Below are 13,462 nucleotides of genomic sequence, written 5' to 3'. Positions count from 1 at the left end.
CACCTGGGGTCGTGCGCGGGGCTAGCCCCGGCCGGCCGCCTTCTGGCTCTTGCGGGACACCGAGTCGATGACGACGGCGCCGAGCAGAACGCCACCGGTGATCATGTACTGGATCGAGGTGTTCATGTTCAGCAGGTCGAGACCGGTCTGGATGGACTGGATGACCAGCATGCCCAGGAGGGCGGACCAAACGGTGCCGCGGCCGCCGAAGAGGCTGGTGCCGCCGATGACGGCCGCCGCGATGGCGAGCATCAGGGTGTTGCCGCCACCGGCGCTCAGCGACGCGCCCGCGGTCTGGCCCGCGAAGAACATGCCGCCGAGCGCGGCGAAGCCGCCGGAGATGGCGAACACGGTGATCCGGACCATCGGCACGTTGATACCGGCACGGCGGGCGGCCTCGATGCCGCCGCCGACCGCGAACACCTTGCGGCCGTACGTCGTGCGGCGCAGCACGAAGTCCACGATCACCAGCGCCGCCAGGAAGATCACCAGCGCGTTGGAGACGCCGGAGGCGTTGTTCAGCACGGCGGCGGAGACGAACGCGGCGAGGGCGAGCAGACCGACGCGCAGCAGGATCTCGCTGGTCGGACGGAACGGAACGCCCGCGGCCCGGCGGCGACGCTGCTCACCGAAGTTGCCGATCAGGGACAGCCCGACGGCGAGGCCGGCCAGGATCCACGCGCCGATGATGGCCTGGTCCATGAAGAAGGAGTTCTGGCCGAACAGGTGGATGGGGCCGGAGTCCGACGGCAGGTTGATCGTGCCGCTGGAGCCCAGCAGCCACAGCATCAGGCCGTTCCAGCCGAGGAAGCCGGCCAGGGTCACCACGAACGCCGGTACGCCGATCCTGGCGAAGAACCATCCCTGCAGGGCACCCACGGCGATGCCGGTGAGGACCGCCAGGACCAGGGACATCCATGGGTTCATGCCGTGGTCCGTCACGAAGACGGCGAACAGCGCGGACGCCAGACCGCTGACGGAACCGACCGACAGGTCGATCTCGCCGAGCAGCAGCACGAACACCAGGCCGATGGCGAGCATGCCGGTGGCCGACAGGAAGTAGCTGATGTTGGAGAGGTTGTCAGCGCTCAGGAAGCGGTCGTTCTGCAGCTGGAAGATCGTCCAGATGACGATCAGGCCGATGACGACCGGGATCTGGCCCAGCTCACCGCCCTTGACCTTGCGCTTGAACTCGGTGAGGTAGCCCTTGAGGCCCTCCTCGCGGATCAGCAGCCGAGGGTCGACGACGGTGACGGGCGCCGCCGTCGGGTCGTCGGCGGGGGCGACGGTCTCCTGGCCCTCGACCACGCCTTCGGACTTCGTGACCTCGGTCGCCGTCGCGGCCTTCTCGGTCTTGCCGCCCTTCCCGGGCTCCGAGGAGTCGCTCTTCACGGTCTTCGACGTGTCACTCACTTTGCCGCCTCCGCGGTGCGACGCCCCGCACGACGGGTCACGGCGTTGTCCGTGGCACCCGTGATCGCGGCGATGATCTCTTCGTGGCTGGTGTCCTTCACGGGGAAGGAGCCGTTGTTCTTGCCCAGACGCAGGACGGCGACGGTGTCCGCGACCGCCTTGACGTCGGCCATGTTGTGGCTGATGAGGATGACGCCGAGGTCGCGCTCGCGCAGCCGCTCGACCAGGTCGAGGACCTGCGCGGTCTGCTCGACGCCGAGGGCGGCCGTGGGCTCGTCGAGGATGACGACCTTCGGCTCGCCGATCAGGGCGCGGGCGATGGCGACGACCTGGCGCTGACCGCCGGAGAGGCTGGCGATCGGGATGCGCACGCTCGGGATGCGGATGGAGAGCGTGGACAGCAGCTCCCGGGCGTTCTTCTCCATCGTCACCTCGTCGATGACGCCGCGGTGCAGCAGCTCACGTCCGAGGTAGAGGTTGCCGACGACGTCGAGGTTGTCGCACAGGGCGAGGTCCTGGTAGACGGTGGCGACGCCGAGTCCCTGGGCGTCGTGCGGCTTGGTGATGCTGACGGGCTTTCCCTCCCACTCGATGACGCCGTCATCGATGGGGTGGACACCCGCGATCGTCTTGACCAGAGTGGACTTTCCTGCGCCGTTGTCGCCCACCAGGGCGACCACTTCTCCGGCGTGAACCTCCAGCTCGACGTCGGTGAGTGCCTGCACAGCACCGAATCGCTTGGAGACTCCGCGCAACGCCAGCACGGGCGTAGCGGACACGTGAACCATCTCCTTCGCCGCCTGACCGGCGGGGATGCCGCGCGCAAAAGACAGGCGCGGAGGGATGTGGGCGACGCGCGGGTGACGCGGCGTCGACGCACGAGGTTTACAAGATGAACATGCGCGAATCCGCTGCTCTTGGCAACGGTTCCGTCCGGCGCCCGCCCCGGCAGCGGGGTGTGAAGAAGGGACGGGCGCCGGACAGGTCTCGCGGGACCGCGGGGCGGTCGACGGGTCCCGGGGAGCGGTTTCCCCGGGACCGGGTGCCGCTACTGGAGGCCGGCGGCCTTGCAGGCGGCGGCGTACTCGGGGGTGCAGATCTGGGCGACCGTGAACAGGCCGTCCTTGACGACGGTGTCCTTGATGTTGGCCTTGGTGACCGACACCGGGGTCAGCAGCTGCGAGGGGACCTTGTCGCCGGAGCCGCTGGTCGACGTGGCGGTGGCCAGGGACTTGATGTCCTTGCCCTCGAGCAGGTTGACGGCGAGCTGTGCGGCCGTCTCCGCCTCGGGCTTGTAGGCCTTGTAGACCGTGGCGGCCTGGGTGCCGGCGACGATGCGCTGGATGGCCGCGAGCTCCGCGTCCTGACCGGTCAGCGGGATGTTGCTGATCTTCGCACCCTTGAGGGTGTTGGCGATGCCGCCGGCCATGCCGTCGTTGGCGGAGTAGACGCCCGCGATGTTCTTGGCGCCCAGCTGGGTGATGGCCGCGGACATCTTCTGCGCGGCGACGGTGTCCTTCCACAGGCCGGACTGCTCGTAGGCGATGTCGACCTTGCCGTCGAGGACCTTGTGCGCGCCTTCCTTGAACTGGGCGGCGTTCGGGTCGGCGTCGTCGCCGTTGATCATGACGATCTTCGACTTGGTGGTCGCCTTGGCGCCGAGGGCGTCGAGCAGGGCCTGGCCCTGGAGCTCGCCGACCTTGACGTTGTCGAAGGAGACGTAGGCGCTGACCGGGCCCTGGGCGAGGCGGTCGTACGCGACGACCTTGACGCCCTTGTCCACCGCGGACTGGATGGAGGACTTGATCGCCGCGGAGTCCTGGGCGGAGATCACGATGACCTTCACGCCCTTGGTGACCATGTTGCTGACCTGCTGGGCCTGCTTGGCGGGGTCGGCGGCGGCGTTCGCGTACTCGAGCTTGCAGTCGGAGCAGAGCGCCTTGACCTTGGCGTCGAAGTACGGCTTGTCGAACTTCTCGTACCGCGCGGTGACGCTGTCGGGGAGCAGCAGGCCGATGGACTTGTCGCCCGAGCTGCTGCTGCCGGAGTCGCTGCCCTTGTCGTCGCCGGCCTTGCCGCACGCGGCGATCGACAACGCCATGGAGACGGCGGTGGCGCCGATCACGACTCTACGCATCGTTGCGTTCATTTGGGGTGTGCCTCCCTGACAGGGCCGCAACGCTGCGGCCGAGGTGGCTGGAAGTCAACTCGGCCACACGTGCGACGTCAAGAAGTAAATACTTAACGAGATGGCAACGGCGTCATTCGTTCTCTAAGTGAAGGCAGGTGTCGCCGCGGTCAGAGTGCCATCCAAAAGGGTGGAATCGCCCATTTCGCTCAGCGCGAGAGCGAGCGCTCCGAGCACCTCCGCGCGGCCTCCAAGTGCCCCCGGGAGAACGGAGAGTTGACGCGCCGCACTCGGGATCGCATAGCGGCCGACGGACTCTCTGATCGGCCCGAGCACCAGCTCACCGGCCTCGGCGAGATCACCGCCGAGCACCACCCGGCTCGGGTTCAGCAGGTTGCAGAGATTGGCGACTCCACTGCCGATATGTCGGCCGACGTCGGCGATCACCCGACGGCAGCCCGGGTCTCCGTCCCTGGCCAGCCGCACAACGCCTTCCATCGTCAGATCCGTGCCGTGACTGGACTGGAGGAGCGGCAGCACATAGCGCGCGGCCGCGAAGGTCTCCAGGCAGCCCCGGTTTCCGCAGCGGCAGACAGGGCCGGATTCATCAAGTGTAATATGTCCGATTTCTCCTGCAGTTCCGCCGGGCCCGCGATAGATTTTCCCGTCTATCACCAGACCGGCGCCGACACCGCTCGCGACCTTGATGTAAGCAAGATCACGAACGCCCCTCCCGCTGCCCCAGACCATCTCGCCGAGGGCGCCGAGGTTGGCGTCGTTGTCCACGTGTACGGCCACACCGAGCCGGTCTCTCATCTCCTCGGCGGGCCTGGTGCCGATCCAGCCGGGCAGGATGGCGGAGGAACCGAGCGAGCCGGACTCCAGATCGATCGGCCCGGGGACGCCGAGACCGACTCCGGCGACCTTCGTACGATCCACCCCGGTCGCCTCGATCAGGCGGGTGACCAGCTGTTCCGCCCGGTCGAAGCCCTGTGTCGAGGAGGCGTCCACGTCCAGCGGCTCGGCCTCCTCGGCCAGGACCTGGTGGGCCAGGTTGCCGACCGCGACCCGTAGATGGGTATGGCCGAAATCGACGCCGATGACGATGCCGGCGTCACCGCTCAGGCTGACGCTGCGGGCCCGTCGCCCGCCCGCCGAGGTGGGCGTCACCTCGACGGTGCCGCCGTCCTTGAGTTCACGCACGATATTGGAGACGGTCGCTGCGGACAGGCCCGTCGTCCTGGCGATCTCCGCCTGTGTGAGGGACCCGGCCAGACGCACGGCGCGTACGACTCGCTCCAGGTTGGCTCGGTGCAGCGACGACTGCGACCCCGGAGTCTCCACGACGACCTCCCGCGCGCGGGACCGCTTCGATGAGGCCCCGTCTATGTCCAACTAGTGAACTCTAAGCTGAGCCGTTCGGGTCGCCTCCCGTCAAGAGGTTGAACAGTATCCGCCTGCTTGCAGAGAGACACGGAGCGTGGTCGGGCCTCCGTCGCGGGGCGTACGGGGCCGGGTGCGGGGCGTGGCGGAAGCGGCCGGGCGAAGGGCGTCGCGCATTCCACCGCTTCGGCCCATCGCCCCTCACCCACTTGCCGGACGCGGGTCGCCGGATGCGGGGCTCGGGCTCGGGCTCGGGGCGCCGGACGGGAGGCGCGCGTCCCTACTTCAGCGCTCCGGCGGTCAGTCCCTGCACGACCTGCCGCTGGAAGACGATGTACGCGGCCAGGACCGGCAGCATCGCCATCACCAGTCCCGCGAACAGCCCCGACCAGTCACCCTTGTATCCCTGGCTGACGGCCAATTGGACCAGCCCCTGGGTGAGGACGCGCTTGTCGGGGTCGGTGTTGAGGACCGTGGGGAGCATGTACTGGTTCCACTGGCCCAGGAAGTTGAAGATGCCCACGCTGATCAGACCGGGCTTGGCCATGGGCAGCATGATCTGGAAGAACGTACGGCTGTGCGAGGCGCCGTCCACGAAGGCCGCCTCCGCCACCGACGACGGCAGCGTGCGGAAGAAGGCCGTCAGGAAGAACACCGTGAACGGCAGCGAGTACGCGATGTAGACGAGGATCAGGCCGTGGATGGTGTTCAGCAGCCCCATGTTGTTCACGACGTAGAACAGCGGGACCAGCGCCAGCATGACCGGGAAGCTCATGCCGCCGATGAAGAGGAAATAGACGAAACGGTTGCCGGGGAAGTCGAACCGGGCCAGGACGTAGGCCGCCATGGAGCCGAGAGCGAGCGTGCCGATGAGCGAACCGCCCACCACCAGAACGGTGTTGAGGAAGTAGTCGCTCATGTTGGCCTCGGTCCAGGCCCGCGACCAGTTGTCGAAGTGCAGAGTGTCCGGCAGCGACCAGGGCGAGCCGAAGATGGAGCCGTCGTCCTTGAAGGAGGTCATCACCGCCCAGAGCAGGGGCAGTACGACCATGATCGCCCAGATGACCAGGATGCCATGAGAGAAGACGTTGAGGACCTTTCCGTCCGTTTTCTCCTCGGCCGGAGGCTTTCCGGAGGGCAGGTCGATCTTCGTGACGGACGTGCCGGCGCCTGAGCCGGCCGGCAGGGGTGCGGGGGTTTCGGTCGTCTTCATCGTCAGTACTCCAGCCGCTCGCGCCGTCCCAGTCGCAGCACGACCGCGGCGAAGGCCAGCGTCACGACGAGCAGGGCGACACCGATGGTGGTGGCGTAGGCGGCCTGACCGTCACGGAACGCCTTCTGGTACACGTACAGGACCATGACGGTGGTCGAGTAGTCGGGGCCGCCCGGTCCGGTCGTCATGATCTGCACGACCGCGAACGACTCGGCGCCGAGCGCGAGAATGCCCATGTAGACCCAGCCCGACTGCACCGTGTCCCAGAGCAGCGGGAGGGTGACGCGGAAGAACGTCGTGGCCCGGTTCGCGCCGTCGAGCAGCGCGGCCTCATAGAGGTCCGCCGGGATGGAGGCCATGCCGGCGGAGAACAGGACCACGAAGAAACCGACCGTCGACCAGACGAGCACCGCCATCACGCACCACAGCGCGAGGTCCGGGTCGCCGAGCCAGAGGGGCTGGAGACCGTCCAGCCCGACACCGCGCAGGAACGAGTTGATCGCGCCGCTGTCCGGGTTGTACGCGAAGGCGAACAGCAGCGCGACGATGGCGATGGAGAGCACCTGCGGGAAGAAGTAGACGATCTTGTAGAAGGAAGAGCCCCGGACGCCGGAGATCGCCGGGCCGCCCTTCCTCCGCCGTCCACCGACATTGATCATGAAGGCGAGGAACAGCGCCAGGCTGATCGTCACCAGCGGCAGCACGATCGCGAACATCAGGCTGTGCTGCAGGGACTTCCAGAAGATGTCGTCGTCCAGCATCCTGCGGTAATTGCCGAGGCCGACCATCCTGAATTCGGGGCTGAGGCCGGTCCAGTCGGTGAACGAGTAATAGATGGACTGGATGAAGGGCCACACCACGAAGAGCGCGTACAGCCCCAGGGGGGGTGCCAGGAACCCCACGATGAACCGGTACTTGCCGTGCTGCATCGCCACTCCGGTGCTGTGATGGACGCTTCGCCGGGATTCCCGTCGTCACTGGTGCTTGTAATGCTTGATCGTCGTGTCCTTGGCCGTCGCGTCGGCGTAATCCTGGATCTTCTTGATCGCCTCGGCCGGAGTGATCCGGCCGGCCATCATCTCGCCGAGACCGGACACCCCGATCTTCTCCTTCTGCAACTGCACGTACCAGTCCTGCAGTCGGGGATTCACCACGTTCTCACCGGCCTTGTCCAGCGCGGCGACGCCCGATTTCAGCCCGGGAGTGAGGGTGATGCCGTCGGTGCCGCCGTTGTACGCGGTCAGCGACTTGACCTTGGCGGTGAAGTTCCTCGAGGACGCCTCGCCGAGCATGATGCGCAGTTGTTCCATGCCGCCGGCCGTGTTCTTCGCCTTGGCGGGCACGACGAACGGCTCGCCGCCGGAGGCCCAGATGGTGCCGAAGGGCATCCTGTCGGAGGAGTCGATGCCGGTGGGCGCGGAGACCGCCAGGTCGAAGTCCTTCGGGATGACGTTCGCCGACTCGTTCTCGACCCAGGAGCCGTTGGGGATGAACAGCGCCTTGCCCTTGGCCCACGCGGTCTGCGACTGGATGTGGTCCAGCCCCGGGGTGCCCCGCAGGACGTACCCCTTCTTGTAGAGCTCGTAGTACGCCTCGAAGCACGCCTTCACTGCGGGGTGTTTCCAGGCGTTCGGTTCCAGGTTGTCGATGGCGTCGAGGACTTCGCGGCCGCCCACCTTGCCGATCATCGGGTACAGCGAGAAGGGAAGGTAATACGGGTACTTGCCCGCGTATGTCCAGCCCGCAATGCCCTTCTTCTTCGCTTTCGCGCAGACCGCGAGCATCTCGTCCCAGGTCTGCGGATACGTGACGTCGAGCGAGTCCAGGGCCTTCTGCGAGTACCAGACGCCGTAGACGGTGTAGGCGTAGTACATGATCCAGACCGGGTCGCCGTCGAACTGGCCCATCTCGACGATGCCGGGGCGCAGGGTGTCGCGGACCTTCTTGGCCGGGTCGTCGTAGGACGCGGCGTCGAGGAGCGGTGTGAGGTCGGCGAGCTGGTTCTTGCCCACCAGGACGCCCATGTCCATCTGTTCGGCGCCCGAGTTGTCGATGAGGTCGGGCGGGGTGCCCTGGTTGAAACGGGGCTGGAGCGTGGACTGGATCTTCTGGGTGGCCGAGAACCTCACCTTCGCCTTCGGGAAGTCCTTTTCGTAGATCTTCACGGCGTCCTCGGCGTACTCCTTGCCGAAACCGCCGTCGAACAGGACGAATTCCATCTGGGCGGTCTCGTTGACCGCGAGGGGGTTCTTCGCGGTCTTCTTTCCGGCCTTGGCCTTGTCCTCGCCGCCCCCGCCGCTGCTGGCGCAGGCCGACAGAAAGCTCATCGTGGGGACGGAGATCAGGCCGAGCGCCGCCGATCTCCTGATCAGGTCTCTGCGGCCGACAACCGCAGAGCCGCTCGTGTCGGAGCCGTTGTACTCGGAGTGGGATCCCATGCTCAAGTCCTCGCCTTCTCCAGGACTCAGGCGGTGAACCGGATCCTTCCCGGCACCGCGGTCAGGTCAAGCAGGGTCGTGCGGATCGCGCGGTTCGACGGTCTCGACGGGTCTCGACGGGTCTCGACGGTGAATCGCCGACAGGTATAGTCCACTCTCGGCCAATGGGGCAAGATCGAATGCAGGGTTGGCCATGGGTCTTTTCCGAGTTGAGACCTCCCGGAAATATGACCGGCCGGTGGGCGCCTTGCCGGAAAATGGCATGACATGAACCCCGCTCTGACGCAATCAACATCCTTGACATCACCCTCCACTTGCCCACCTACTGATTCCTGCGCAATCAGGAGGACATCGTTGTCCGGGGCGTCGTCCGGCGCGGGGAGGGTGCTCAGCGATGCAGCGTTGGGGACGGTTGCGGGCGGTCGTGGTCACGGCCGTCCTGGTCATGACGGCGGGCGTGCCGGGGTCGGCGGCGGCGCTGCCGACCCCGGTCCCCTTCCCGGCCCGGGGCTTCGCCTCGTCCTTCGAGGCGGGTGATCGCGCCCCCGACTGGCAGAGCGCCGTCGAGACCTCGCCCGACGGCGGCAAGCGCGCCTCGGGAGTCGACGGCGGCTACGGCGGCGGGCTCCCCGGCGACGTGACCGAGCGCATCACGGACGTCCGGGCGAGTGCGGAGAACACGGCCGGCGGCGAGGTGAAGGAGAACCTCGTCGACGGCGAGGCGAGCACCAAGTGGCTCGCCTTCGCCGCCACCGGCTGGGTCGAGTTCGACCTCGACGCCCCGGCGCGGGTAAGCGCTTACGCGCTCACTTCCGCAAATGACGTCGCCGAACGCGATCCCGCCGACTGGACTCTGTCCGGCTCGGCGGACGGCATCGCCTGGACGCGGCTCGACGCACGCTCCGGGGAGGTCTTCGCGGAACGGCTCCAGACCCGCGCCTACCGCCTCGCGGCCCCGGCCGAGTACCGGCACTTCCGGCTGGAGGTCACCAGGAACCGCGGCGCCGGAATCCTGCAACTCGCCGACGTGCGGTTCGGGACGGGCGCGAGCGACGGGCCCGTCCCGCCGGACATGCTCACCGTCGTCGACCGCGGCCCGAGCGGCTCGCCGACCGCGAAGGCCCGGGCCGGCTTCACCGGCCGACGGGCGCTGCGCTACGCGGGCCGGCACACCGCGCCGGGCCGGGCGTTCTCCTACAACAAGGTCTTCGACGTGAACGTCCGGGTGGGCCCACGCACCCGGTTGGCCTACCGGATCTTCCCGGCCATGGCGGACGGCGACCGGGACTACGCCGCCACCCACGTCGGCGTGGACCTGGCCTTCACGGACGGGACCTATCTGAGCGGGCTCGGGGCGAGCGACCAGTACGGCTTCTCCCTGTCGCCCCGCGGGCAGGGCGCGGCGAAGGTGCTGTACGTCAACCAGTGGAACGACGTGGTGTCGGACATCGGGACGGTGGCCGCCGGGAAGACGGTCGACCGGATCCTGCTCGCCTACGACTCCCCCGGCGGGCCCGCGCGGTTCCGGGGCTGGGTGGACGACATCGCGCTGCGCACGGCCGCCCCGGAGCCGAGGAAGGCGCACCTTTCGGACTACGCGGTGACCACCCGCGGCACCCACTCCAGCGGCGGCTTCTCGCGCGGCAACACCTTTCCCGCGACGGCCGTGCCGCACGGCTTCAACTTCTGGACGCCGGTGACGAACGCGTCGTCGCTCGGCTGGCTGTACGACTACGCGCGGGGCAACAACGCGGACAACCTGCCCACGATCCAGGCGTTCGGCGCGAGCCACGAGCCGAGCCCGTGGATGGGCGACCGGCAGACGTTCCAGGTGATGCCGTCCGCCGCGGCCGGCGTCCCGGACACCGGCCGGACGGCCCGGGCGCTGGCGTTCCGGCACGCGAACGAGACGGCTCGCCCGTACTACTACGGGGTGCGTTTCGAGAACGGTCTCAGGGCCGAGATGGCGCCGACCGACCATGCGGCCGCGCTGCGCTTCACCTATCCGGGGTCCGACGCGGGCGTGGTCTTCGACAACGTCACCGAACAGGCGGGACTCACGCTCGATCGGGAAGCGGGGGTGGTGACCGGCTACTCCGACGTGAAGTCGGGACTGTCGGCGGGAGCGACCCGGCTCTTCGTGTACGGCGAGTTCGACGCCCGGGCGACGGACGGGGCGTCGAGCGGGGTGAAGGGATACCTGCGGTTCGACGCAGGGGCCGACCACTCCGTCACCCTGCGCCTGGCGACCTCCCTCATCGGCGTCGCGCAGGCCCGCGACAACCTTCGCCAGGAGATTCCGGAGGGCACCGATTTCGAGACGGTGAAGTCGCGGGCCCAGCAGCAGTGGGACAGGCTTCTGGGCACGGTGGAGGTCGAGGGCGCGAGCCAGGACCGGCTGACGACGCTGTACTCCAGCCTGTACCGGCTGTACCTGTATCCCAACTCCGGTTTCGAGAGGGTCGGCGCGAAGGACCGGTACGCCTCGCCGTTCTCGCCGATGCCGGGTCCCGACACCCCGACGCACACCGGCGCGAAGATCGTGGACGGCAGGGTGTACGTCAACAACGGCTTCTGGGACACCTACCGGACGACCTGGCCGGCCTACGCGCTGCTGACGCCGACGCGGGCCGGCGCGCTGACCGACGGCTTCGTGCAGCAGTACAAGGACGGCGGCTGGACCTCGCGCTGGTCCTCCCCCGGCTACGCCGACCTGATGACCGGCACGTCCTCGGACGTGGCCTTCGCGGATGCCTTCGTCAAGGGCGTGGGCTTCGACGCCGAGACGGCCTACGAGGCAGCGCTGAAGAACGCGACGGTCGTGCCCCCGGCCCCGGGGGTGGGCCGCAAGGGCATGTCGACCTCCCCCTACCTCGGCTACACGAGCACGGCGACGCACGAGGGCCTGTCGTGGGCGCTGGAGGGATATCTCAACGACTACGGCATCGCCCGGATGGGGCAGGCCCTGTACCGGCGGACCGGGCACAAGCGCTATCAGGAGGAGGCCGCCTACTTCCTGAACCGCGCACGGGGTTACGTCCACCTCTTCGACAGCCGGGCCGGGTTCTTCCAGGGCAGGGACGAGAAGGGCGACTGGCGTACGGCGTCCGGGACGTACGACCCGCGGGTGTGGGGCTACGACTACACCGAGACCAACGGCTGGGGCTACGCCTTCACCGCGCCGCAGGACAGCCGGGGCCTGGCCAACCTCTACGGCGGCCGTGACGGTCTGGCCAGGAAGCTCGACGCCTATTTCGCGACCCCGGAAACCGCCTCGCCGGAGTTCGTGGGCTCGTACGGCGGTGTGATCCACGAGATGACCGAGGCGCGGGACGTGCGGATGGGCATGTACGGGCACTCCAACCAGGTCGCCCACCACGCGATCTACATGTACGACGCGGCCGGGCAGCCGTGGAAGGCGCAGGCGAAGGCGCGTGAGGTGCTCGCCCGGCTCTACACCGGCAGCTCCATCGGGCAGGGCTATCACGGTGACGAGGACAACGGCGAGCAGTCGGCCTGGTACCTGTTCTCCGCACTCGGGTTCTACCCGCTGGTGATGGGCAGCGGTGAATACGCGGTCGGATCGCCGCTGTTCACCAAGGCGACCGTGCACCTGGAGAACGGCAGGGACCTGGTGGTGGGAGCGCCGAAGAACAGCGCGAAGAACGTCTACGTCCAGGGCTTGAAGGTCAACGGCCGAGCCTGGAGGTCCACTTCGCTTCCCCACTCCCTCCTGGCCGCGGGCGCGACCCTGGAGTTCGACATGGGACCGCGCCCCTCGGCCTGGGGGACGGGCAAGGACGCCGGTCCGGTCTCCATCACCCGGGACGACAAGGCGCCGACGCCTCGCACGGACGTGCTCAAGGGCGGGGAAGGCGCCCTGTTCGACGACACGTCGGACACGCGGGCAACAATTCCGGGGACGCTCCCCCTGCCGGTCACCGCGCGGAGGAAGGCGGTGCAGTACACCCTGACGTCCGCCGAACACGCCCAGGCTCCCGAAAGCTGGTCCCTGCAGGGGTCCGTCGACGGGCTGACGTGGACCGAGCTGGACCGGCGCGCCGGGCAGACGTTCCGCTGGGACCGGCAGACACGGGCCTTCACGGTCACCCGCCCCGGCACGTACGGGCACTACCGGCTGGTCTTCGGCGGCGAAGGCGGACCGAGCGGTGGCGCGGGAGGTGAACTGCGCCTGGCGGAGGTCGAGTTGTTGTCATGATCTGGTAACCAACAGCGATCGTCCGCTGTACCGGGCGTCACTCGTGATCCAGAATCATCGGGTCGCCCGCGCGCGAACACGGGGCGGTCCGTCACGGAGGGGGAAAGCGGCTATGAGCGTCATCAGACGGTTCACGGGACTGCTCGCGGGTGCGGCGCTGGGAGCGGGGGCGCTCTTCGCGACGGCCGCGCCGGCCCAGGCGTACAGTCCGAACCCGTCGTACCACGCGTACTACTACGACACCGACAACTGCCCGTGCAGCGGCGGCAACCTCACCGACCCGTTCGACAACACGTACTTCGCGAACGACGCCGGCGGCTACGCCGTGAAGATGGAGCTGACGAACTCCGGAGCGTTCGTGGGCAAGGTGGAGTTCCACCCGAACGACGAGAAGCTGTGGGTGTACGACACCGCCAACGACGGCGACACGTACTACGTCAAGGTCAGCTACACGTCCGGCGGCGCCACCCACAACCTGGGCACCTTCAGCCCGCCCGGGACTTCCGCGGTGCTGGACTACGAGGTCGAGGACTTCGACCTCCCGGAAGGCGCCGACGTCGACATCTCCGTGTACGACGACGCGGGGCTCACGGACCTCATCGGCGCCGCGCGCGGTACCGGAGCGGCCGTCGCCTAGGACCTCTCCGGCCGATCAAGCTGCAGGAAGG

General features: G+C 68.0%; 9 protein-coding genes. 2 read left to right on the top strand and 7 right to left on the bottom strand.

Annotated elements, in window-relative coordinates:
• Positions 1–21 precede the first annotated feature (21 nt).
• The 7 genes from ACZ7DE_RS28340 to ngcE form a co-directional block, all read right to left on the bottom strand.
• Positions 22–1,413 (bottom strand): sugar ABC transporter permease, encoded by a 1,392-nt coding sequence (locus ACZ7DE_RS28340; protein ID WP_470765985.1) that lies wholly within the window; start codon positions 1,411–1,413, stop codon positions 22–24.
• Entirely contained in the window at positions 1,410–2,201 is a 792-nt protein-coding gene (locus tag ACZ7DE_RS28335; protein ID WP_470765983.1) for an ATP-binding cassette domain-containing protein, read from the bottom strand. Before ACZ7DE_RS28335 ends, ACZ7DE_RS28340 begins: the two co-directional genes overlap by 4 nt.
• A gap of 260 nt (positions 2,202–2,461) precedes the next feature.
• Positions 2,462–3,562, bottom strand: coding sequence for a sugar ABC transporter substrate-binding protein (locus ACZ7DE_RS28330; protein ID WP_470765981.1), 1,101 nt, complete (start codon positions 3,560–3,562; stop codon positions 2,462–2,464).
• A 123-nt stretch (positions 3,563–3,685) separates the two neighbouring features.
• Entirely contained in the window at positions 3,686–4,885 is a 1,200-nt protein-coding gene (locus ACZ7DE_RS28325) for an ROK family transcriptional regulator (protein WP_470765979.1), read from the bottom strand.
• A 319-nt stretch (positions 4,886–5,204) separates the two neighbouring features.
• The gene (locus ACZ7DE_RS28320) at positions 5,205–6,137 is read right to left on the bottom strand and encodes a carbohydrate ABC transporter permease (RefSeq protein WP_470765977.1); all 933 of its coding nucleotides are present in this window, start codon (positions 6,135–6,137) and stop codon (positions 5,205–5,207) included.
• Between the two features lie 2 nt (positions 6,138–6,139).
• Complete coding sequence (locus tag ACZ7DE_RS28315; RefSeq protein ID WP_470765975.1) at positions 6,140–7,066, bottom strand: carbohydrate ABC transporter permease; 927 nt, start codon at positions 7,064–7,066, stop codon at positions 6,140–6,142.
• Positions 7,067–7,111: 45 nt separating this feature from the next.
• Complete coding sequence (ngcE, locus tag ACZ7DE_RS28310; RefSeq protein WP_470765973.1) at positions 7,112–8,575, bottom strand: N-acetylglucosamine/diacetylchitobiose ABC transporter substrate-binding protein; 1,464 nt, start codon at positions 8,573–8,575, stop codon at positions 7,112–7,114.
• Positions 8,576–8,969: 394 nt separating this feature from the next.
• On the opposite strand from ngcE, the gene ACZ7DE_RS28305 reads away from it, so the two are divergent.
• Positions 8,970–12,794, top strand: a complete 3,825-nt coding sequence (locus tag ACZ7DE_RS28305) for a GH92 family glycosyl hydrolase (protein WP_470765971.1) — start codon at positions 8,970–8,972, stop codon at positions 12,792–12,794.
• A 112-nt stretch (positions 12,795–12,906) separates the two neighbouring features.
• Positions 12,907–13,431 carry a hypothetical protein gene (locus ACZ7DE_RS28300; RefSeq protein WP_470765969.1) on the top strand — a complete coding sequence of 175 codons (525 nt, stop codon included), beginning with the start codon at positions 12,907–12,909 and terminating at the stop codon, positions 13,429–13,431.
• Positions 13,432–13,462 lie beyond the last annotated feature (31 nt).

Source organism: Streptomyces sp. NPDC037083, assembly GCF_055606485.1.
This window is presented reverse-complemented; position numbering and strand designations above follow the sequence as displayed.